The sequence below is a fragment of the Mesorhizobium sp. P2_E7 genome, from assembly GCF_056403855.1.
Window position 1 is genome coordinate 168,111 of the sequence record NZ_JBFUER010000003.1, and the last position, 23,746, is coordinate 191,856.

The window sequence follows — 23,746 nt, forward strand, 5'->3', positions numbered from 1 at the left end:
CCGCCGGCCAGGCTCGGCACGATGTTGTCGTTCACCCAGTCGATGACGTCGTTGACGATGTATTTCGACCATTCGCTGCCGGTGAAATCCTCGGTCGAGAAGTCGACGATGGCGCCGTCCGGGCCGTCATAGACCCAGGTCTCGCCCGCGGTCGCATCGCCCTTGTCGGCGTCGATATAGACGAGGTCGCCGTCATTGAGCGTCTGCACCCCGGACTGGGTGGTGAACTGGTAGCTGCCCAGCGCCGTCTTGGCCAGATTGGCCAGCACGCTGATGCCGTAGTCGTTCTTGATCTCGGCCAGCGCCAGCAGATTGCCGTGCGAGGTGATCGACGCATCGTCGGTCGCGGAGACCTCGACGCTGGCGCCGTTGACCTCGAGGTCCGTCCCGCCGCTGTTGTCGATCTTGGCGGTCGCTTCGCTGGCGACCTTGTTGGAGGCGATGATCAGGCCGACAGCCTTGCCGTTGGTACCCGAGATCGAGGTTGCAGAGGACGTCGCCTCATTGCTGACCGTGGCATCGATCGATGCCTTGTTGTCCGACGTCACCGACACCGCGCCGTCGGCGTCGATTTCGGAATCGATGATCGAAGCCGACGTCATCGCCGGGTTGCGGCCGCCGAACGCGTCGGCGATCAGATCGTCGCCGAGCAGCGCATCGACGCCGTTGAACAGGATGTTGGTCGCCCGCCAGCCGATCGAATTGAATGCCATCGTCACGCCGACGGTGTCGCCGCCGCTGGAATAGGCCGAACTCTTGGTGTCGGCGACGATCGACGAGACGTTCTGGGCCGCGACATCCACGTCGCCACCGCTCGTCACATCGCTGTTTTCGATGGTCGCGGTGGCGCTCGATTGCACGATGTTGGTGGCGATGGTGCCGTTGATGGCCAGCACCTTGTCCTTCACCGTCTCCTGCTTGGGATCGGCCGGCGTTTCCGGCGTCGTCGGATCGGGGGTGGTGGTGCCCGGCGTCGTCGCCGGGTTGGTGTCGGCCGCGCCGGTCTTGCTGTCGCCATCCCAGTCGACCGAGCTGCCGCCGGATGCCGAAACCGATGTATCGACCTTGGCTTTGATGTCGGCGCTTTCCAGCGCCACCACCTGGACATCGCCGGCGGTGCTGGTGACGGCTGCGTTCTTGATCGAGGCGTTGGAGCCGCCGCGCACGTCGTTCATGACGATCAGGCCGCCGACCGCCTTGGCGGGCGCCGCCGACAGGTTGAGGTCCTGCAGCAGGATCGTCGCTTCGGGCGCTTCCTTCCAGAAGCCGAGATTCGTGAAATCCGTGTTCGCGAGATCGAGGCCCTGCCCGCTCGCATTGTCACCCATGTAGATGTAGATGCTGCCGGCATTGCCACCGACACGGGTCCAGGCGGGATCGGTATCGAGGTTTTCCGTGCCGTCGGCGATCGCCGCCACCAGCGCCTCGAGATCGATGACGCTGTTTTCGCCATTGTACTGGTAGACCGGACCGCTTTCCTCGTCGCCCGTCGCTTCGAACTGCACCATGTCGCCGGTCTTGATCGGGAATTTCGAGGGCGGCAGCATCTGGTCGAGATTGATGACGACGTTGCCGGCATAATCGTCGGCGAGCCGTACGCGGTCACCGAACTTGATGTCGCGGATCTTGGTGCCCCCGCCGGCATCCGGCTTCGTGTCGTAGTCGGCATCGTAGAGATCGTTCAGCGTCTCTTGGATGATGGCTGCGCCGCCATCGCTGCTGACCGTAGTGTCCGAAACCAACTTCGAATTGGAGTAGACGCCCGATGAATCGTTGGCGGTGACCTGGATGCCATCTCCCGCAACGATGGTCTTGCCGGTGGACCCGGTGTTGTCGATCGTCGCCTTGGCGACACCCGACACCTTGTTGGAGGAAATGATGACGCCGTAGGACGAACCCGAGGCGCCGTGGATGGCGGCGGATTCCGTCACCGCCGCATTGCTGACGGTGGCATTGATCTGGGCGTTGCTGAGCGCCGACACGTCGATCGCGCCGTCGACGTCGACCGAACTCGTCAGGATCGACGCAGTGGCGCCGGCGCCGATATTGTCGCCGAAACCCTGGTCGGAAATGTAGGGCGCACCGATCAGCGTATCGATGGTGTTGAACAGCAGGTTCTGCGCGTCCCAGCCGACCGAATTGTAGGCCAGCGTGACGCCGGCCGCAGTCGCACCCGACGAGCCGGACGAATACATGCGCGCGTCGATGCGCGCCTCATTGTCGGCAGTGACGTCGAGATCGCCGCCGCCGGTAACCGTGCTGTCCTGGACAGTCGCGGTGGTCTTGCCGAGCACGACGTTGGTGGCGATCTGGCCGCTGAAGCCGAGCACCTTGCCCGAACCGTCTATACCGCTGCCGCCGGAGGCCGACACGGTGTTGGTGGTGTAGGCGGTGATTGTCGAAACGCCCTTGGCCGCGACTTTCACATCGCCGGCTGCGGCGTCGACCGTGGCTTTCTTGATGTAAGCCTGGGAATCGCCGCGCACGTCATTGTAGGCGATGCTGAGCCCGATCGACTTGGCATTGGTGGTGACGACATTGCCGACATTGGGGAAGAAGATGTCCTCGAAGTCCGAGGTCTTCAGCTGCTGCCATTTCGTCGTATCGGAATAGTCGATGACCAGCGGGTCGTGGCTGCCGAGATTGACGTTGGTAAGCGGCGTCTCACCGATATATTTGTAGACCTCGCCCGAATTGACATCGAGCGCCTTCCACGTCGCCGTGTCGGTCAGCACGATTCCGGTATTGGCCGTGATCGGATCGGCCCCAAGGTAGCGGTAGACGGTGCCGCCCTTCTCGACGAGATCGCCATGGACGATGTCGAGCGGATCGTTGGCCGGGACGGTGTCGAGGTCGACCTCTGCCTTCAGATAGTCGAGCGCAACACGAACCTTGTCGTCTTTCTCGACCGTCCGAACACCGGACTTGGTGGTGAAATCATAGTCGCCGGCGCCGAGCTCCTCGGCCGCCCTGCCGACAGCACCCTTCAGCGCGTCGAGCGTATTTTCCGGCAGCGCGGTCGACACCACGGTGATGTCGGCCGAAATCTTTGCCGCATTGGACGAGGAGACATCGACGGACCCATCCGCCTCGACCTGCCGGGTGGTGGTTCCGCTGTTGTCGATATAGGCCGAGGCACCGGCGCTGACCTTGTTGCTGGCGAGGATGACGCCGGCGGCCATGCCCGACGCGCCATACTTGGCGGAAACGCCAAAGCCGTTGTTCCACTCCTGCTTGGCCTCGCTGCCAGTCGTCGCCGAGATCTCGGCGGTGGTGTCGGCCGAAAGCGCGATGCTGCCGGCAATGTCGACATCCGAATTCTTGATGAACGCGCTCGTCTGGAACGGATTTTCGCCACCCAGCGCCTCGCTGACTTCCGGCGAACCGATCAGCGTGTCGGCAGCGTCGAAGAAGATATTCTGCGGCTCCCAGCCGATGGCGTTGAACGACAGCACGAAACTGGCCGCCTTGCCGCCGGCATAGGCGGCGCTGAGCGCCGTCGAATCGATCGTCCCGTCGTTGATCGCGCTAACGATAAGGTCGTTGCTGGCAGCAGCACCGGTGCCCTTGGTGATCGTGCTGTCCGTCACGGCGGCGGTGGTGCTGCCCAAAATGGTGTTGGCGACCGAGACGCCGCTGGCGGCCAGCGACGCATTGCCGGAATCGTTGAGCGATTCGAAATGGCTGGTGTCGATGGCGGTGATCTTGGCGCTCTGCTTGGCGGTCACCGAGACCGCGCCGGAAGTGGTGACGCTGGTCGAGACGAGTTCGGCGTCGACCGTCGTATTGATCTGGTTGCGGGCGAAGATGCCGCCCAGCGCCTTGCTCTTGCCGTCGATGATCTTCTTGCTGACGCCGGCCGCCAGCAGCCCGGTCTTGACCAGTTCGGCCGGCAGCAGGGCTTCGGTGTTGATCTTCTTCCACAGGCCGAAATCGGTGAAGTTGGTCGTGCCAAGGTTCACCGCCGTACCGTCGGCGCCCATATATTCATAAACGGCGCCCGGCTCGCCCGTCGTCTTCACCCAGTTGGCATTGGTGGCGAAGTTGATGCCGGTGAGGTCAGTAAGCGTGCCGCCGCCGGTGTAGCGGTAGATGACGCCGTCCTTCTGAACACGATCGCCCGTCGTGATCTGGACGCCGGTCGCAACAGCGCCTTCTTCGTCGAGATCGACTTCCGGCGTTTCGACCCTGACGCGGTCGCCGAGGATCATGGCCGGCGTGCCGGACTTGCTCGTGTATTTGATGTCGTCGAGGACGTTGCCGGCGATGGTGTTTAGAACGTCGGTGCCAAGCGTGTTTTCCACCTTGTTGTCGGCGCCGAGATTGGTCGTCGCTTCGATCGACGCGGCATCCTGGGCATGGACGTCGACGCTAACTGCGTCCGTCGAGCCGCCGGTAATCTTCGCGGTCGCACCGCTGCTGACCTTGTTGCCGGAGATGACCAGGCCGAGCGTCGACGACGACGCTTGCGCCAGCGCCTCGAACGCCGCCGAGGCATTGGCGTCGGCTGTGGCCACGATCTTCGCGCTCGAGATCGCCTCGACGACGAGCGCGGCGTCCGAAACAATGCTGGAACTGGCGATCGAAGCCTCGACCACGAACGGGTGCTGTTCGCGCAGCTGGGTATCGCCGGCGCCGACCGGTTCGGCGATGTTGTCGACCACGTCGCCAAGCAGCGTTTCGAGCGTGTTGAACAGCAGGTTGCTGCGCTCCCAGCCGATCGTGTTGTTGGCGATCTGCAGGGCGGCCGCCTTCTTGGCGCCCTCGCCGGTCGAGACCGTCGAGTTCTCGGAATTGATGAAGGAGCTGTTCTCGGCGTGCACGATGACGGCGCCGACCTTGTCGGCAACGGTGCCGACCGTGGCATCGACGATCTTGGCCGAGGTCTCACCCCGGATAAGATTGGTGGTGACGACCGCGCTTTGCGACTTGGTTCCGCCCGCGGAAGCAAGTTTCTTGAAGATGTAGCCCTTCGCACCCTTGGGCGCGATCTGCTCCATCAGCTTGTCCTGGTCGAACGGTCCGCCGCCCTTGGCGCTGTTGTAGACGTCGGCATTGGCCTCGATCGTGCCGGCCGAATCGGCTGAAACCGTAACCGTGTCCGCAAGTACCGTCGCCTGCGTCAGCAGCGCCTTGGCGCCGCCGCGCACATCGTTGAGTACGATGGCGATGCCGGTCGAGCCGGCGCTGGCCTGACGCAGATTGTATTTGTCGGTGATCACCGAATAGTCGAGATCCGGCTTCCACAGATCCTTGTCGGTGAAATCGACCTTGGTCAGGTCGAGCGACGGATTGTCGGCGCCAAGATAGGTGTAGACATCGCCCGGCTCGCCGGGGATCTCCTCCCAGTAGGTCTCGTCCGTGAAATCGTTGGCCGGGTCGGAAACCTTGAAGTCGACATGGTGCGGTCCAACGCCGACATATTTGTAGAGATGGCCGATGCTGCCCGGCGAGGACAACAGCACGATGTCGCCGGTGTTGACGTCGAGCGGCGTCTTCTTGCCGTCGGTGACCAGATCATAGTCGAGGCCGACGGTCGTGCCGTAGGCAACAGGCTTGATGATGCCGTCGGTGACCTTGCGGTCGGATTCGAGCTGGACGCCGAGCCCGTCTTCGACAAAGCGTTCGAGGCTGTGCAGGCCGCCGTCGCTGCTGGCTTCGGCCGAGCCGGTGATCTTGATGTTCGAATGCACCGTCGAATCGTCGTTGGCCGAAACAGTGATCGCCCCACCGGCGCTGACGGACTTCTTGGTCACGCCGCCATCGATCGTCGCTGTGGCCAGACGATTGACCTGGTTGTTGGCGAGCACAGCGGCCATGTTCTTGGCGGCGGCCTTGAGAACGCCGACATCCGTCGTGTTCTTCGAGATGTTGGTGACGGTGGTGTTGGCGACGCCCTTCGACATCGCGCTGACCAGCAGCGCGCCGGCCGCCGCGACGACAGAGTCGGTGACGTTGGCGCTGACCAGCACCGGCGTTTCATTCTGGAAGAATTGCGTGCCGATCAAGGCATCGAGCGTTGCCTTCTGCAGGGCCAGCGTGTTGCCGTTGAGCGTCGGCCCGGCGCCGAGCGTGAAGCCGATGATGTTCATCGCTTCGAGGCCGGTCGTCGACTTGGTACCGCCCTTGAACAGCCTGCCGAGCTTGCCGCGGCTGTCGATGTTGACGAAGATCGTGGCGTCGATGAACGTGTCGTCGGTCGCCGAAACCTTGACGTCGGCCGCATTGCTGGTGGTCACGGTGCTTTGCGATACCGAGGCCGTGGTCGAGCCGTTGACCACATTGGCGGCGAGCACGCCGCCCATGATCTTCTTGGCGCTGAGCGGATCGGTTAGGTCGTCGGCGGCATCGTCCTCGATCGGGATCGACTGCGCATAGGCGGCGATGTTGGTGGCATTGATCGCCGCGACGCTGACCGTGCCGGACGAAGTGATGGTCGACTGCTCGATCGAAGCGGTCGTGTTCTTCAGCACTTCATTGATGACGCTGACCCTGGCGATCAGCTTCTTGGCCGGTGCATCCGCGGCCGTGATGTTGGGCTGGAACGGTTCGGCATAGGCCGCCATGGTGGAGCGGTCCGCCGCAGCGACGCTCACGCCGCCCGCGCCCGCCGTGATCACGCTTTCGTCGATCTTGGCCGATGTATCGCCGGTCACCCGGTTCTCGGCATCGAGGCTGCTCGACGTATAGGTGGTGTTGCTGTCGGCAGAGACACTGAGGCCACCCGCCAGCACGGTGACGCCGCGCACCAGCGCCTTGGTCCCTTCAGACGCTTCGTTGGTGACCGAGCCGACCGAATCGGAAACCACTTCGTTGCGCACTTCGCCGCTGTTGGCGGCGGCGATCGAGGCATTGCCGTCGGCGTCGATCACCGTCGGATGCGTCGACACCACGGCGCTTTCCGGGCCGACGATAACGCCGGTCGTGCGCTGGACGAGCGTGTCGGAATCAAGCGCCGAGAACACCACGATCGTCGACAATGTCGGCAGGAACGCGTCTTTCTCCGTCTGCAGCGAAACGCGCACGAGGCTGTTGTCGCTCGCCGCAAGCGTCACTTCGGCCGCGCCGGTCGCTGTACCGCCATTCTGGATGATCTTGGCGGCGGCATCCATCGTCACCGTGGTGACGTTGGTGACGTTGACGTCGGAATGAACTTGCGAATTGCTGAACCCGGCGACGACGTTTTTCGCCATCGTCTCGAGGTCCTGCTCCACGATCTCGCCACGCGCCAGCGCGTCGGTGAAGGCCTGCGAAGCGGTGCTGAAGGCGCCGGTGGGATTGGTCGGCGAGACCGCCTTGATCTCATTGATGAGATCGGTCGAGATGCTGGTCAGGCTGAGGACGCTGTCGGGGATGACGACTTCGGTCAGTCCGAGGAAATTGGGGATCGGCACGCGGGTGACGATGATGTCGACATCGACGCCGGTGTCGGCCGTGGCGCTTACCGTCGAACCAGTCAGAGAAGCGGTCGCCGCCAGCGACACCGTCGATGTGTCGGCCAGGGTTGCAACGATGGTGCGCAGCGTCGTCTGGGCAACGCCATGCGCCTTCACCGTATTGACGGCGAGCGATGAAACGGTGATCGCCCCGGTCGCGGTCAGCGAGCCAGCGATGTTGACGGTTGCGGCCGCGCCGACGACCGCATTCAGCGCGTTGCTGACCGTGGCCGCGTCGATCGAAGTGCGCGCCCAGTCGATGGCCTCGAAGTCGATCGACTGCGCGCTGATGACCGCCGACGCGCCGATGTTGACGTCCTCGGCGCTGAGGCCGAGGCTGCCCGCGGTCGACACGGCTGAATTGACGGCGATCTCCTCGCCGGCATCCAGCATCAGGGAGAAGCCTGCATTGCTCGGCAGCGACGACAGCGTCGTCACATTGGCGCTGTCGCCGAGGTAGAGCCAGACTTTGCCGGTCGCGGCGGAATCGTAGTTGGTCCCGTCGATGATCACGCGCAGCGAGTTCGCGCCGTTCGCCTGCACGGCGACGTTCTTGTTGGCCGCCGCCGCCACAGTCGCCGAGCGGTCGACGACAAGCACGTCGCTACTGACGGCGAAGGGCTCCATGTTCTCGAAGGCCAGCGTCGAGCCATTCGGATTGGCGAAGGTGACTTTTCCGGAGCCATTGGCGCCGAGCGTGGCGCTGCTGGCGGCCAGGCCGCCCGAATAGACGATGGTATCGTGGCCGCCAAAGCCGCCATCCATCGTGCCGCTGAGTTTGCCGGCTGCCGCGATCGTGAACGTGTCGTTGTTGCCGTCTGCGCCCTTCAGGTTCTCCGTGCTGGAGAAGTTCACGTCGACCTTCGCGCCGGTGATGCTGCCGGCATTGTTGCCGCTCAGTGTCCAGGCTGCGTTGGCGGAGCTGTCGAACACCACCTTGTCGCTGCCGCCGGCGCCATTGAATGAGATGACCGGCACCAGCGTGTGGGTGCCGAACGAATCCTCGTCGATCTTCAGCGTGTCGTTACCGGCACCGCCGGCTATCGAAATGCTGGTCATCGTGCTGAGGTCGCCGAAGGCCAGCACCTTGCCGCCCTCGGTCTGGTCGATGATCTGGACCTGCTGGATGGTGGTGGCGACGTTGTTGACCGTCTGCACCTCTTCGAGCAGCCGGACCAGGATTTCATGGTCGACGCTTGGGCCGTCGGTTGCCAGATTGACGTTGAGGTCGGCGTTGAGCAGCAGGCGCGGCTCGAGCGGGTCGAAGATCAGCCGCACGCGGTCGGCGAGTTCGCGCTGCACGCGCGAGCCCTTGGCCAGGCGCGCCAGCTTGGCTTTCAGGATTTCAGAAAGCTTCGCTCGCCTGTGCGAGATAGGCCGACCGGAAATGCCTTCCGACTTGAACGGAAACGCCATCTTGGCTCACCCCCCGTCCGCCGGCCGCTTTGCAGCCGTCGAACGCCCCTGTCCAAATGCCCAATGCCCAAGCACTAAAAAGGGCGCAACGCTGCGCCCTTCCTCAAATCATGCGTCCGCAGGTTCCGGAGCTGTTTCCGGTTCAGGCACGTCATCCTTGCCCTTGAGCGCCCCCGCACCCATTCGTTCGGCTGTCGCCGACAGATGACGCATCGACTGCAGATGCAGATAGATCAGTTCCAGGTCGTCGGACCTGGCAAGCTCCGCCAGCTGGTCGCCCGACAGCGCCTTCAGCCGCTCGCGGTTGACCGCGAAGAAACCGGACAGCGTCAGCACCTTGCCGTCACGCAAGGTGAAACGCGCCTGCATGGATTCGAAAAGGTTGAGGTCGTTGAGGCGCTTGGTCAGCGCCTGCGTGCGCTGGAACTGCACCTGGTACGCCTGCAGGAAGCCAAGCACGTTCTGCAGATAGAGTGTGCGCTCGCCATCACCATCGAACAGTCGCTCGCCGCGGCCCTTGCGGTTGCAGCCCTCGAACTCCTCATCGACGCACAGCGTGAAGTTCATGCCGTCATCGGTGGTCGAGAACACGAAGGGATAGCGGCGCAGGAACGCCGGCACGTAGTGTCCGGCCCAGGATCCATCCGGATTGACGAAGAGATTTTCGCCATCGCGCACGCCAAGCAAAACGACTGGAATGATGTTGTCGCCCTGGCCAGCGAACACCACTGAATATTCGGCGGCAGCATTGGCGAATTCGGCGGCCATCAACGGCACCGAATTGACCTCGCGCGCAAACGAAAAATTGTTGCCGGTCCTGACCGACAGGTCGCCATGGCTTCGCTGCGATACTGGTACCGCACGCTCATATATTAGTAATTGCTTAACCATTAGCCGACCTCGAAAGCATATCGCCCTGAAAAAGGAATGCCATCAAGCGCCCCCGCCTGATTCATTTCTCCTGCGATTCAGGAAATTCTTAATTAGAATTTAGACTATGGTTTCCCCGAGGGCAACACCCTGTTTTGAACTATCGTTCAACGGAAACAGGCGATCGGCATGGTCGCCATGTCTTTTGACATAGGCGGTGTTGAGCCCAAGGCATTGAGTAGAGGCGCAATTGTCCCTGTAGGGGCACTGATAAAAGCCGTTCTTGGCAAATTCGTCCCAGAACGCCGGATCGATGTAAAGTTGCGGTTGATCGTTAACCAGAAGTAAAGAATCTTCGCCGAGCAAGCATTCGGGGAAGTTCTTTATTTCCACCGAACGGCCGAGTGCCTGGGCCCGACGCACCGCTTCCTTAAGGAACGGCAGCACATCCAAGTAGTTGGCAGCCAAGCCTTTTTCGTCGGTTTCGGCCATCGGCCAGTACAGCCAGAACTCCATCTGCGTCAGCCGCTTCAGATGCGCCAGCCTGTCGACGACGGCCGGCAAAAGTCGATAGCTGGCTTCGGTCACGACAGTGTTTGTAATGGTCGCGACATCTGGATACTCGTCGAGAATCTCGAGTCCAAGTACGGTCTTGTCGAATGATCCTTTGACCGTCGTAATTGTGTCATGGCTTATAGCGTCGCTTCCGGCGACGCTCACGAAAAATTCATCGACCCCGGCTTCGACGAGGCTGTGGCTGTAAGCCCGCCGTCCCAGATGCATGCCGTGAGTCTGAATCCGGACATGTTCGAAGCCCGCCGCGCGTGCCTGGCGGGCAAGATCAGGAAGGTCACGGCGAAGCGTGATTTCGGAGCCGGTGAGGATCAGGCCGGTCCATTGCCGCGTGCGTCTGTTGTGGGCGAGCAGATCGTGAAAACTTTCGTCGCTTTCGGGCGCCAGGCGATCCATCGTGCCCTCGATCATGCAATGCACGCATTTGAGGTTGCAGCGGAACTCCATCGTCAGCGAGACGTATTTGCTGTGGTCGTAGATCGACATCAAGCGCCCATCGGAAATCTACACCACGCCGTAATAGGCGCTTTTGAGGATTTCCACCCTGCCGTCGATCATACGATAATCGATGCCGACATCATAGAGCATGTGGTCGAGCCGCGTCCTGTGAGCGACGAGGAAGGCGCGGATGGCCTCGGGATAGCCCAGCCTTTCGACGAACCAGATCAGCTGGTCGATGCGGATACGGGAGAAGTAGACGCCGTCATTATACTTCTTGTTGGCGACGACGATGATGCCGCAATCCGTCAGTTCCGGCCACAGCACCTGCGAGACGTCGAGACCGTCGAGATCGAGATGCGCCGATGCCGCCACCTTGCCGACAATGTCATCCCAATCGTCCTTCGCATCGAAGAAATAATAGAGATTGTCGAAGCGCAGGCCGGCGGCGCTGAGCTGGTAGCAGAGGCCGGACGACACCATGCCGCTTGGGTTGCCGAGATAGACGCTGATCTCCTCGATGCTCCGCCTGCGTTCGCCAAGGGCCGCATCGAGATCGATCGAGAACATGAAATAGGGCCGCTTCGGGGAGAGACCAAGCGTCGACGGGGCATAGGGCTCCAGGGCACCCATCACCCGCTCGATCGAGACCTCGCGTTCCAGCCGCTCATAGTCGTAGAAATAGAGCTCCCAGCTGAAATCGGCGCCCTTCTGCTTGACGCCCCAGACAGTCTTGAACGGACCGATCTCGGTGCCGATCGCATTCACCATCTCGGCAAGCAGCGGCGGCGCGCCGAGCACGTCGAACGACTGCCAGAGCAGGGTCGAGGAGCGCAGCTTGCCGGCAGTGGCGGCCACCGGCTTGTAAGGCCACAGGCAGTAGTCGAAGAGCGGGTCGTCCGGCAGGGCCCAGTCGAGACGGTCAGCCACGGGCGGCCCCCTTCCTGGCTGCGGCGCCGAAATAGAGCGTGGCGAAATCCTGGCCGTTTCGGCCCAGGCCTCCTGACAGATGGCCGAGCGGCTGGCGAGCGATGCGCGACAGGAACGCGTCCAACTTGGCCGGCTCGATATCGTAGGCGCTGCCCATGCGCCTGATCGCCGGCTCAACCGCCTCGACCTCGAGGCCGGCAGAATAGAAGTTGATGTCGAAGGACTGCCGCGGCGAGCCGTCCTCGCGCACCTCCATGAAGAAGATCCGGTCTTCCGGACAGTGTGGAAGCGCCGCCTCGATCATGTGGAACGCCGCATCGACGGAAGGCGGCGTGCCGCCGTCCGGATGCAGCTTGCCGAGCCGGCTCCTGATCGCCGCGACGCCGCGCGCCTCCGCCGGCCAGAAATAGCGCGAAACCCGCGCCGATTGCGGATCGTCGGGCCGCCATTTGACGGCGACATGGACCAGTTCGGTGGCAGTCACGGCGCCTTTCGCCAGGCCGCGCCGGACCCGTCCGGAAAACTCCACATAGATCTTGTAGAGGCCGGCCTTGCCGCCCTCATAGCCGAAATGCACGATCTCGGCCTCGCCCAGGTGCTCGCTCAACATGGCAAGCATGGCTTCCGGCAGCGCCAGCGCGCGGGCGATGCGGGCAAGCCCGGCCTTGGCATCGGGGCCGAGCGAATCCTTGTGCACGATGGCAAGGAAGCGGTCTTCGTTGATCTCGCCATCGCCGAATTTGGCCGAGCGCTCCAGCCCGAACGGGCAGTTCAGCGCCTCGATCAGCGACAGCATGCGCCTGCCCGGCGCCTCGATCGGCGTCTGCTTCGGATCCCCCGCCTTGGCGAACAGGTCGATCCGCTGCAGGATCGCGACCATCGCCTCGTCGGCCAGTTGCTGCACCGGCGCGCGGCCGTCCAGGATGATGTCGGCGGCCGGCCGCACCCGCTCGCTCTGGACGGCATAGGTGCCGGCGATGAAGTCCGTGTAGTGCCGGAGATAGGAGTCCAGCCAGCCCATGAAGGCCGGCGCTTCGCCCGGCGTCGCGCGCGCCCTGCCGGCGGCCTCGCCGATCTTGCGGGCAAGCGCGATGTCGGGTGGCGTGTCGACCCAGATCAACGTGTCGATGAGCTTGCCGGTGGCGGCGTGCGCGCGCCCGAGCAGTGTGTCGAGCAGCACGCATTTCGGCCGCGGCGTCGCCTCGGCAAGCCGGATCAACTCCCGCACCAGCGGCTCTAGCATGATCTCGTCATAGTCCGAACCGCGCGCGATCCAGTCTCTGATCTTTTCCGGCGGCAGGCTGGTGACCATCTCGAAATCGTCATAGTGCAGCGCCGGCACGCCGAGCCGTTTCTGCAACGCCTTGGTCAGCGAGGTCTTGCCGCTGCCTGGATGGCCCGAGATCGCGACGATGGGCGCCCGGGTCATGGCTTTCTCGCGGTGATGAGGGCGAAAGGCATCTCGATGCCGATGGACTGGACGGCGATGTCGGCCAAGCCATGCCTGCCGAGTTCGCCCACGTAGAAATCCGGGCTGCGGAAGAATGGCAGGAAGACGAGGTTGGCGACCATCGAATAGGGCAGTCTGGCGCCTTTCAGCTCGATCGGCATGCGCTCGAAGATCACCATCTTGCCACCGGGATCGAGCGCATCGGCCGCCTTGCCGATGAAAGCGGCGGCATCGTCCTGCGGCCAATCATGCAGGACCGATTTGAAGCTGATGAGGTCGTGGCCAGCCGGCAGTGGATCGCGCCGGAGGTCGCCCTCGCAAAATGCGATCCGTGCCGCCTGCGGCGATGCCTGGACATGGCGGCGCCCGAGCGCGCAGACGACAGGCAGGTCGAAAACGGTCGCCTCGATTGCCGGGTTGCGCTCGCAGATCTGCCGGGCGAATTCGCCGCTGTTGCCGCCGACATCCAGGACGCGGCTGCTCTGCGCGAGATCGAGCCGGTCGAGACAGGCCGGCGCCTCGTATCGGCTGAGCGTCGTCGTGTAGCCCACCCATTGCGCCGCGGCATCAACGTTTTCCGGCGTCACCTCGAGGCAGCGATCATAGCGGAAAAGCTCGAACACTGCCGCGCGCGCCATGAACTCGGGGATGTCGGACAAAAGCTCGGCAAAAAGCCCGTGCACGTCCGGTGCGACCAGATTGGCGAACCAGAGTTTGGCCTCGAGCAGATCGCGAAGGGCGAGCGTGTCGCGGAAATCCGCGGTCAGGCGGATCGTGTCGCCGCCGCGAATCACGCCATTGCCTGCCAACAGCTGGAGAAGGAAGCTGAAAGCGTTTTCAGGCATCCCGGCCAGCCCGGCAAGCTCGCTGCGATCGACCGATTGCCGACTGGCGAGCCGGTCGATCAGCCCGCGCGAAAAGGCAAGCGCCAGAGCCCGCGCCTCGATCTCGGTTTCGAGGAAGCGGTCGACCTGCCGTATGGGATCGGAACGGCTCGCGCCCGATTCCTGCCTGATTTCGCGCCGACCAACCGTCATCCGTTTTCAGCTTTCCGTCGTCGTGTGCCAGCGGTGCTGCCAGGCAGGATAAGCAATCGTATTGTGGCAGATACGACACAGTACAAGGCAAGCTTATATTATCGGCCCGATCCCCGTGCCAATTTTTTGGCACATTTCGATATCGCGTGATACTCGCAAGATGGCGCTTATGGGGAGAGACTTGAATGGTTCGCAGTCTGTTTGCAGCATCGGTCGCGGTCGCTGCGCTTCTTAGTGCCACTTCACTGTCGCAGGCTGCCGACACCGTCGCGCCTGCGGCGGAGGTTAGCGGACCATCCTGGACCGGTTTTTTCATTGGCGCCCACGCCGGCGGCGCCTTCGGCAATATGGGCTACGATCAGCTTCCGGTCCTCCCCGGTGACGCCACGGTCAGCTATAATTTTGGCGCCGAGGACTTTGCTTACGGCGTGCATGGCGGTTTCGACTACCAGTTCTCCAATCGCTGGGTCGCCGGTTTCGAACTGGACTACACGCAAATCGACTCCGATTACTCGCCGTTCTCGTCCGGTGGTCTCGGAACCCTGGTCAAGGCCGACTCGATCTATTCGGCGTCGGGCCGCCTCGGCTATTTGATAACGCCCCAGACATTGATCTATGGCCGTCTCGGCTATGCCGGCATCAAGCTCGAAGCCGAACAGGGTTTTACCGGCACCGCAAGCAAGACGGTTGGCGCCACCGAAATCGGTGTCGGCGCCGAAACCTTCCTGTTCGGCAACCTGACCGGCCGCATCGAGGCGAACTACTACCAGGCGACCGACAAGTTCACCCTTGAGACCGACGGCGAATCCTTCGATCCGCACTATCTCCTGGTGACGGCCGGCCTGTCCTACCGCTTCAACGCCGACAGGGGCTCCGCCTATCCTGTGGAAGCCGCGCCCGACATGAACTGGAACGGCTTCTATGCCGGCCTCGACGGCTCCTACAATTTCGGCGCCATGCATCTCGACGTCGCCGTGGCCGGTTCGACCGCCGGCCCGTACGGTGCGCAGAGCTTCGGCGGCGGCGTCTTTGCCGGCTACAATTTCGTGCTTGGCTCTTCCTATCTGCTCGGTGTCGAAGCCGGTGCCGACTATGTCGATTTGAAGTTCGAGGATCCGGCGCAGAATTCGTCCGATCCGGCCGCGCCAAAACTGTTCGGCACCGTCCAGGGCGTCTTCGCAGTGACGGCACGCGCCGGCTACTTCGCCACACCCTCGACCCTGGTCTATGCCAAGGGCGGCTTTGCCGGCCTGACGGTCAAGGCCAATGACGAGTTCTTCGGCCTTGATGGCGGCGGCAGCAAGACATTGTCGGGCTACCAGGTCGGCGCCGGCGTCGAAGCCGCCTTGACCGACAAGCTCAGCCTGCGCGTGGAAGGCCTCTACACCAAGGCAGTCGATGGCTTCACCGTCGCCAACAGCCAGCCGAACCAGAACGAGTTGAAGCCGTCGCTGCTGACCGGCACGGTCGGTCTCGCCTATCATTTCTAGCGCGCGATCCCGGACATGCCGGGTCATGCGCAAGATCAAAATACTGCCGCGCAAGCCCGGTAACTGTAACCGCTAACTGTAGCGGCTGGTTTTGGCCCACGCGCCGCGAAGACAGCTTTCGGTCCAGTTCTATTTGAACTATTGTTTGCCCGGGCGCGCCGCCTGAAATCAGGACCGGCGCCTTTCTCGGGGCGAGAAACGATTAGAACCGGCAGTGCATGCGACAACCGTGGTTTCGGCCGCGGTTTTCAGGCAACGGCGACAAAGCGTGGGAGAACAAATGGCCAAGGCAGTATCGGCAAAGGCGGCAAAATCTGCGGCACCCGCCAAAGACGGCGGCAAGGAGCGCAAGGGCGTCCAGTGGCTGGAAGACCAGATGGCCACGCATTTCGCCAATGTCGTCAATGTTCAGGGCACGCGTGAGCAGGTCGACTTGTTCTTCGGCACCAACCGCACCTGGAACGTCGAGGACGGCGGCTCGGTTTCGGTCGAACTGTCCAACCGCATCATACTGACGCCGCTCGCGGCCAAGCGCCTGTGGACTGTGCTCGGCGGTGTGCTGCGCGAACATGAATCCCGCTACGGGTCCCTCATCGTCGAGTAGCAGCCCGGACAATGGCCAAGGTCACGCAGAGCGACGATGCAGGCATGGCGGAGGATGCCTCGTCCGCCAGCTCTTTGACGCTGCTGGCGCCCGCACTTTGGAAACGGCTTTCCGAAGCCGGCACATCTGAAGATCTCGCTACCGCGTGGCTAGCCTTGCAATGCAGCATGATCCCCGGCGCAACGAAGGGCATTGTACGCGTCGAGGCGCCGGGCGGGTTCCGGCTTTTGTCGGCATGGCCCGAAGTTGGTGACGAAGCCGCCGACCTCAAGGCCACGACCGAATTGGCGCTCACCGAACGCCGCTCCGTGGCGCGTGGCGCCACCGCCGAATCCGGCGCCAGGCCGTCGGTCGCCTTTCCGGTGCTGCTCGACGACACCATCATCGCCGTGGTCGCGGTCGGCATCGACGTCGCCAAGCAGTCGCAGGCCAAGGACGCGATGCGGGCCGCCATTCGCCAGATCCAGTGGGGCTCGGCCTGGCTGCGCGACCATCTGCGCGGCCAGCGCGCCAGCACCAATGTGCGCCAGCTCGACCGCTCGCGCGCCACGCTCGACCTGATCGCCTCGGTTCTCGATCATCAGCGCTTCGGGCCGGCTTGCATGGCGGCCGCCACCGAGTTGGCCATCCGCTTCGACTGCGCCCGCGTCAGCATCGGCTTTGTCCGGCGCGGCGCGGCCCGCGTCGCCGCCATTTCGCACACCGCGCAATTCGGCCGCCAGATGGGCCTGGTGCGCGCCATCGGCGCAGCCATGGACGAAGCCATCGACCAGCGCTGCTCGATCCTCTACCCGACCCGCGCCGACGAACCGATTGCCACCCACGCTCATGGCGAGGTCTCCCGGCTGCAACATGGCGGACAGGTTCTCACCGTACCCATGTTCGTCGTCGATGCCTTCATCGGCGCCGTCACCTTCGAGCGCCGCAACGGCCACGCCTTCGAGCCGGAGATCGTGCAGATCCTCGACATGATCGCCACCGCCATCGGGCCGATCCTCAACGAAAAACGGCTGAACGATCGCTGGCTGATCACCAAGGCCGCGGAATCGCTGTGGCAACAGATCAAGCGGCTGCTCGGGCCAGGCTATACCGGGCGCAAGCTCGCCGCGATCGCCCTGGCGGCAGCAGCCGCCTTCGGCTACTTCGCCACCGATACCTACCGCGTCAATGCCGACGCCCAGATCGAAGGTTCGGTCCGCCGCGCCGTCATCTCTTCCTATGACGGCTTCATCCAGGAGGCCAAGGCCCGCGCCGGCGATGTGGTGAAATCCGGCGACGAACTGGCAACGCTCGAGGATCGTGAACTGGCGCTCGAGCGGCTGCGCTGGGCAACCCAGCGCCAGCAATACAGCTTTGAATACGACAAGGCGCTGGCGACCCGGCAGCCGGCCACCATCAACGTCGTCAAGAGTCAGATCGACCAGGCCGACGCGCAGCTCAAGCTGATCGACGAGCAAATCGCCCGCACCCGGATCGCGGCGCCGTTCGACGGCCTCATCGTCTCCGGCGACCTCAGCCAGCGCATCGGCGGCTCGGTCAGCCGCGGCGAACTGCTTTACGAAATCGCGCCGCTGACCGACTACCGTGTTGTGATGCAAGTCGACGAGCGCCAGATCGCCGACGTCAGCGAAGGCCAGAAGGGGGAAGTCATCTTCGCCTCCCTGCCGGAAGAGCATTTCGACGTCGTCATCGCCAAGATCACGCCGGTCGCGCAAGCCAAGGACGGCAAGAACCTATTCCAGGTCGAGGGCAGCCTAACCAAGGCGTCGCCGCGGCTTCGACCCGGCATGATCGGCGTCGCCAAGATCGCGGTCGACGAGCGCCGGCTGGTCTCGATATGGATGCGGCCGGTGATCGAGTGGTGGCGCCTGGCCAGCTGGCGCTGGATGCCGTGACCATGCGACGCGACGCGCCACGATTCGCCGGGTGCTGACATGGCAAAGTCGCTGTTCAGCCCGTCCTGGTACCGCGTCGCCGAGCTGAAGCTGAGGCTGCGCCGGCACGCCGAGATCCACCGGCAGAAATTCCGCGGCGAGATCTGGTACGTCTTGCAGGACCACCAGACCGGACGTTTCCACCGCCTGTCGGCATCGGCCAATCTGATGATCTCGCTGATGGACGGCCGACGCACGCTGCACGAAATCTGGGATCTCGTCGGACGCCGCGCCGGCGACGATCCGCCGACGCAGGACGAAGCCATCCATCTGCTGGCCGAACTGCACGCGTCCGACCTTTTGCAAGGCGAACTTCCGCCCGACTTTCAGGAGCTGAGCGACCGCTCGGCCAAGCAGGCGCGCAACGAGGTGATGAACAGGCTGCGCAACCCGATGGCGCTGCGCCTGCCGCTGTTCGACCCCGACCGCTGGCTCGATCTCACCATGCCGCTGGTGCGGCCGCTGTTCACCATCTATGGGCTGCTCGCCTGGCTGGCGCTGGTCGGCACCGGCATCGCGCTGGCGGTGCTGCACTGGGCTGAGCTTACCTCCGACGCATCGGACCGTCTGCTCAGCGCCGGCAATGTCGCCCTGATCATCGCCATCTATCCGCTGGTCAAGACATTCCACGAGGCCGGCCACGCCTATGCCACCAAGGCCTGGGGCGGCGCGGTACACGAAGTCGGCATCATGCTGCTCATCTTCGTGCCGGCACCCTATGTCGACGCCACCTCGTCGACGGCGTTTCGCGAGAAATGGCGCCGCATCGTCGTCAGCAGCGCCGGCATCATGGTCGAGTTCGCGCTGGCAGCCGCCGCCATGATTTTCTGGGTCAACGCCGAGCCCGGCCTGGCGCGCGCCGCAGCCTTCAACGTCATGGTGATCGGCGGCATCTCGACTCTGTTCTTCAACGGCAATCCGCTGCTGCGCTTCGACGGCTATTACATCTTCGCCGACCTGATCGAGGTTCCCAACCTCGGCACCCGCGCCAACCGCTACTTTTGGTACCTGGTGCAGCGCTATTGCCTGGGCATCGCCAACATCGACAATCCGGCTTCGGCGCCGGGTGAGCGCAAATGGCTGTTCGGCTATGCCGTGCTGTCCTTCTGCTACCGCATCATGCTCAGCCTCACCATCGCCCTGCTGGTCGCCACCAAGTTGTTCTTCATCGGCACGTTGCTGGCGCTGTTCACCGTCTTCGGCACCGTGGTGATGCCGATTTTCAAGGGCCTCAAATTCCTGACCACGACGCCGCGCCTGCAGGGCCAGCGCGGCCGCGCCATAACACTGGTCGGCACTGCTGTCGCCGGACTGGCGACGCTGATCCTGCTCGTGCCGATGCCCTACGGGACGGTGGCGCAAGGTGTCGTCTGGATACCCGACCGCGCCGAAGTGCGGGCCGACACAGCCGGCATTGTCGCCGAGATCCTCAGCCCGCCGGATTCGATAGTGTCGGCCGGAACGCCGCTGCTGCGGCTGGAAGATCCCGGCATCAGCGGCCGCGTCGCGCTGATCGAGGCGCAGCGGCACGAATTGCAGCTGCGCTACGAGGCGGTGCGGTTTTCCGACCGCGTCGAGGCCGACGTTGTGCTCGAGCAGATCAAGAACATGGACGGCGTGCTCGCCTCGGTGAAGCAGCGCCGCGACGGGCTGGTCGTCAGCGCCCACGATGCCGGGCGCTTCATCCTGCCGAAGGCGGCGAACCTGCCCGGACGCTTCCTCAACCAGGGCGACCTGGTCGGCTATGTCGTGTCCAGCGCCACGCCGCAATTGCGGGTGATCGTGCCGCAAAGCGAAGTCGACCTGGTGCGCGCCCGCACCGACAGCGTCGACGTCCGCTATGCCGGCGAGACCGGAGCGCCGGTGCCGGCCCATATCAGCCGCGAGGTGCCGGCCGCGCAGTTCGACCTGCCGAGCCTGGCGCTTTCCGTCGAGGGCGGGGGCACCGTCGCGATGCGCTCCGGCGGCCAGGCCGGCGACAAGCCGCGCACGCTGGAAGGGCTGTTCGTGTTCGACGTAGCACCCGAGCGCGCCGAAAAGCACCTTCTGCTCGGCAGCCGCGTCTTCGTCCGCTTCGGCCATGGCAGCGAGCCGCTGATCTGGCGCTGGGTGCGCAGCGTGCGCCAGACCTTCCTGAGCCGCTTCAATGTCTGACGCCGCTTTGATCAGGCCGCCGCTGCCGGTTCTCTACGCCGAGCGCGAATATATCAAGAAAGCGCCGCTCGACGACTATGCTTCGCGCATCCTGGCTTTCGGCGTGGTGGCGGGTGCTTCGCGCCGCGCCCGCCGGCTGGCCGACATCGTGCCCAAGGCGGATGCCTTCGACGCCGAGATGCGTGCCCTGTCGGACGAGGCGCTACGCCTGCGGGCAAGACAGATATCGCTGTCGCTGAGGCGCAAGCGCGGCTTTCCCGAAGCCCTTGTCGCCGAATGCTTTGCCGTCATCCGCGAGCTTTCGGCCCGGCTGAGCGGCCGCCGCCATTATCCGGTGCAGATGATCGGCGCCTACGCGATGATCCGTGGCTATCTCGCCGAGATGGCGACCGGCGAAGGCAAGACGCTGACGGCCGCCCTTGCCGCCGGCACCGCAGCCCTTGCCGGCATGCCGGTGCATGTCGTCACCGTCAACGACTACCTCGCCAAGCGCGACGCCGAACTCACCCAGCCGATCTACGACGCGCTCGGACTGTCGGTCGGCGTCGTCATCGGCGGCCAGTCGATGCAGGAGCGGCAGGCCGCCTATCGTGCCGATATCACCTACTGCACCAACAAGGAGCTGGCTTTCGACTATCTGCGCGACCGCATCGTGTTGGGACAGCGCGATGGAAACCTGCGGCTGAAGATCGAAGGCTTGCAGGACGAGACCCCGCGGCTGACGAAACTGCGCCTGCGCGGCCTGCATTTCGCCATTGTCGACGAAGCCGACAGCGTGCTCGTCGACGAGGCGCGCACGCCGCTGGTCATCTCCGGCGAAGCCAAGGGCGAAATTTCAGCCGAGGCCGCGCAGGAGGCGCTTGAGCTTGCCGCCACGCTCGAGGCCGGCACCGACTACCACATGCTCAGCGAACAGAAGCGCGTGGTGCTGACCGACGCCGGCCGCGAGCGCATCGCCGACTTCGCCGAGGCGCATGGCAAGGAGTGGCGCGGCGTCATTGTGCGCGAGGAGTTTGCCCGCCAGGCGCTGTCGGCGCTGCATCTTTTCCATCGCGGCGAGGAATATCTAGTGCGCGACGGCAAGGTGCAGATCATCGACCAGCACACCGGCCGCCTGATGCCCGACCGCGCCTGGACCGACGGCCTGCATCAGATGATCGAGGTCAAGGAAAGCTGCAAGCCGTCGGCGCGGCGTACCACCATCGCGCGCATGACCTATCAACGCTTCTTCCGCCGCTACGGCCACCTCTCCGGCATGACCGGAACCGCGCGCCAGGTGGCGCGCGAATTCTGGAACGTCTACCGGCTGCCGGTGGTGACGATCCCGACGCACCGGCCCAGGCAGCGCAAGAACCTGGTCGACCGCGTGCTGCCTGACGAGGAGACGAAATGGCAGGTTGCCGTCAAGCGCATCGCCGAACTGCATGCCAAGGGCGTGCCGGTTCTGGTCGGCACCGGTTCGGTGGCCTGCTCGATGGTGGCCAGCGAGCATCTTGACCGCGCCGGGCTTCCGCACCTTGTGCTGAGCGCGGCGCAGGACAGCACCGAGGCCGCCGTCGTCGCCCAGGCCGGCGAACTCGGCCGCATCACCGTCGCCACCAACATGGCCGGGCGCGGTACCGACATCCATCTCGCCGACGGCGTCGAGGAACTCGGCGGATTGCACGTCATCATGATGGAGCGGCACGAGGCGCGGCGCATCGACGATCAGCTCGCCGGCCGCAGCGGCCGGCAAGGCCAGCCCGGCTGCTTCCAGGCGATCCTGTCGCTGGATGATGCGCTTGTCGATTTCGCCGCCAGCCGGTCGCTGCGGAGCTTGTGCCGTGCGGCCGCCCCCATCCTTGGCGAAGGCCCGTCGCGCTGGTTGCTGCGCCATGCGCAGCGCCGCGCCGAACGCGTTCACGCCGGCATGCGCAACGACCTCTTGCGCTCCGACGAAAAACAGAGCCGCACCCTTGCCTTCTCCGGCCGTCCGGAGTGAGCAACGTCAATCCATGAAGCATGACCCTATGAAGCCGATCGCAGCTATTGCCACCATCATTCTCTCTCTCGCCGCCTCTGCCGCGAGCGCCGAGGAGATGACGTTCGACTGCCTGGCCGAGCCGACGCAGCGCGTTCAGATCGGCAGCCCGGTCACCGGGCTGCTGGCGTCGGTCGATGTCGGCCGTGGCGCTCGCGTCAAGCCGGGCGATGTCGTGGCGCGGCTGGAATCGACGGTCGAGGAGGCCAATGTCGCACTGGCCCAGGCGCAGGCCGAAGCCGACGAAGCGATGCAGGCGCAGCAGACACGGCTGACGCTTGCCGAAGCCGATCTGGCGCGCTCGAGGAAGCTGGTCAACTCAGGCAACGTCGCCACCTCCAAGGTCGAGGAGCTGGAGGCCAATGTCGAGATCGCCAAGCGCGACCTCGACACCGAGAAGCGCAAGATGCTGCTGGCCGGGATCGAGCTTCGGCGCCAGCAGGCATTGCTCGACCGGCAAAGCATCCGCAGCCCGATCAAGGGCTTTGTCGCCGAGCAGAGCCTGCGCGCCGGCGAGTTCGTCCGCCAGGACAGCCCGATCATGACGATCGTGCAGATCGATCCGCTCTACGTCGAGGCCTATGTGCCGGTCACGCTGTGGGGAAAGATCGTCGTTGGTTCGCATGGCGGCGTCGTTCTGGACCAGCCGGACCGCAAGCGCCGCGATGCCTTCGTCACCGTGGTGGACAAGGTGTTCGATGCCGCCAGCGGCACCTTCGGCGTGCGCCTTGAACTGGCCAATCCCGACGATCTGATCCCGGCCGGCCAGCGATGCCAGCTCTCTTTCGACGCAGCGGCCACGACGCCCTGAGTTAACCCGCAATCTCGAGCAGCGCCGATACAAGCAAGCGGCGTTCGTCGGCGGAAAGCACGTCGGAATCGAACAGGCTCATGCTGCGCATCCCTTCGATGGCCAGAAAGCAGACCAGCAGCGCCTTGAGATCCGGCGTCTCGCTCTTCAGCCGCTGCAGCAGCTGCGACTTGAAGGCTTTTATCGGCGTCAGGAAATCCGGATCCTCGGCGATCGCCGAGAATATCCACGAGGCCGTCGGCTTCGGCTCCTCGCAGTCATCCGCCGAGAGCCGGATATAGGTGGCAAGCAGGCTCTCGCCGCTGGCGCCGGCGACGCGGCCCGATTCCAACGCCAGCTCGAAGGCGCGCAGGTAATTCTCCACCAGGCCCTGCATCAATTTGGCCTTGGTCGGAAAGTTGTAAAGCAGGCCGCCTTTCGACACGCCGGCGCGACTGGCGACGGCGTCCAGCGACAGGCTGCCGGGGCCGGCCTCGCGTGCTACGTCGGCGGCGGCGGCGAGTATCTTGTCGCGCGAATTTGCCCTTCGGGTTTTCATCGATCCCTTCCCCCCGCAAGAGCCTAGGCGGAATTGACAAGACCG

General features: G+C 64.0%; 13 protein-coding genes (1 of these 13 running past the window's edge). 6 read left to right on the top strand and 7 right to left on the bottom strand.

Annotated features, from left to right (window positions below):
• From AC1DYC_RS19935 to AC1DYC_RS19960, 6 genes are all read right to left on the bottom strand, one after another.
• A protein-coding gene (locus AC1DYC_RS19935; protein ID WP_477409236.1) for an LEPR-XLL domain-containing protein crosses the window boundary here: on the bottom strand, positions 1-8,852 show its start. Its footprint begins 21,094 nt before the window's first position; only the first 8,852 of its 29,946 coding nucleotides appear in the window; it begins with the start codon at positions 8,850-8,852; the stop codon falls past the left edge of the window.
• Positions 8,853-8,960: 108 nt separating this feature from the next.
• Positions 8,961-9,743 carry a SapC family protein gene (locus AC1DYC_RS19940; RefSeq protein WP_477409238.1) on the bottom strand — a complete coding sequence of 261 codons (783 nt, stop codon included), beginning with the start codon at positions 9,741-9,743 and terminating at the stop codon, positions 8,961-8,963.
• Positions 9,744-9,842: 99 nt separating this feature from the next.
• Positions 9,843-10,781 (bottom strand): radical SAM protein, encoded by a 939-nt coding sequence (locus tag AC1DYC_RS19945; RefSeq protein ID WP_477409240.1) that lies wholly within the window; start codon positions 10,779-10,781, stop codon positions 9,843-9,845.
• 18 nt (positions 10,782-10,799) lie between these two features.
• Positions 10,800-11,663, bottom strand: coding sequence for a hypothetical protein (locus tag AC1DYC_RS19950; protein WP_477409242.1), 864 nt, complete (start codon positions 11,661-11,663; stop codon positions 10,800-10,802).
• Positions 11,656-13,092: a nucleoside/nucleotide kinase family protein gene (locus AC1DYC_RS19955; protein ID WP_477409244.1), complete on the bottom strand. Its 1,437-nt coding sequence runs from the start codon at positions 13,090-13,092 to the stop codon at positions 11,656-11,658. Before AC1DYC_RS19955 ends, AC1DYC_RS19950 begins: the two co-directional genes overlap by 8 nt.
• On the bottom strand, positions 13,089-14,150 hold the full coding sequence (locus AC1DYC_RS19960) for a methyltransferase (protein WP_477409246.1): 1,062 nt from the start codon (positions 14,148-14,150) through the stop codon (positions 13,089-13,091). The genes AC1DYC_RS19955 and AC1DYC_RS19960 overlap by 4 nt, the downstream gene beginning before the upstream one ends.
• A 185-nt stretch (positions 14,151-14,335) precedes the next feature.
• Between AC1DYC_RS19960 and AC1DYC_RS19965 the strand changes: the two genes are divergently transcribed.
• From AC1DYC_RS19965 to AC1DYC_RS19990, 6 genes are all read left to right on the top strand, one after another.
• Positions 14,336-15,640 carry an outer membrane protein gene (locus AC1DYC_RS19965; protein ID WP_477409247.1) on the top strand — a complete coding sequence of 435 codons (1,305 nt, stop codon included), beginning with the start codon at positions 14,336-14,338 and terminating at the stop codon, positions 15,638-15,640.
• 280 nt (positions 15,641-15,920) lie between these two features.
• Positions 15,921-16,244 (top strand): DUF3467 domain-containing protein, encoded by a 324-nt coding sequence (locus tag AC1DYC_RS19970; RefSeq protein ID WP_477283608.1) that lies wholly within the window; start codon positions 15,921-15,923, stop codon positions 16,242-16,244.
• An 11-nt stretch (positions 16,245-16,255) separates the two neighbouring features.
• Positions 16,256-18,139 carry an efflux RND transporter periplasmic adaptor subunit gene (locus AC1DYC_RS19975; RefSeq protein ID WP_477409249.1) on the top strand — a complete coding sequence of 628 codons (1,884 nt, stop codon included), beginning with the start codon at positions 16,256-16,258 and terminating at the stop codon, positions 18,137-18,139.
• 39 nt (positions 18,140-18,178) lie between these two features.
• Positions 18,179-20,332, top strand: coding sequence for a PqqD family peptide modification chaperone (locus AC1DYC_RS19980; RefSeq protein WP_477409251.1), 2,154 nt, complete (start codon positions 18,179-18,181; stop codon positions 20,330-20,332).
• Entirely contained in the window at positions 20,325-22,313 is a 1,989-nt protein-coding gene (locus AC1DYC_RS19985; protein ID WP_477409253.1) for a preprotein translocase subunit SecA, read from the top strand. Before AC1DYC_RS19980 ends, AC1DYC_RS19985 begins: the two co-directional genes overlap by 8 nt.
• A gap of 13 nt (positions 22,314-22,326) precedes the next feature.
• Positions 22,327-23,163, top strand: coding sequence for an efflux RND transporter periplasmic adaptor subunit (locus tag AC1DYC_RS19990; RefSeq protein WP_477409255.1), 837 nt, complete (start codon positions 22,327-22,329; stop codon positions 23,161-23,163).
• A 1-nt stretch (position 23,164) separates the two neighbouring features.
• On the opposite strand, the gene AC1DYC_RS19995 is transcribed toward AC1DYC_RS19990, so the two are convergent.
• Positions 23,165-23,701 carry a TetR/AcrR family transcriptional regulator gene (locus tag AC1DYC_RS19995; RefSeq protein ID WP_477409257.1) on the bottom strand — a complete coding sequence of 179 codons (537 nt, stop codon included), beginning with the start codon at positions 23,699-23,701 and terminating at the stop codon, positions 23,165-23,167.
• Positions 23,702-23,746: the final 45 nt, after the last annotated feature.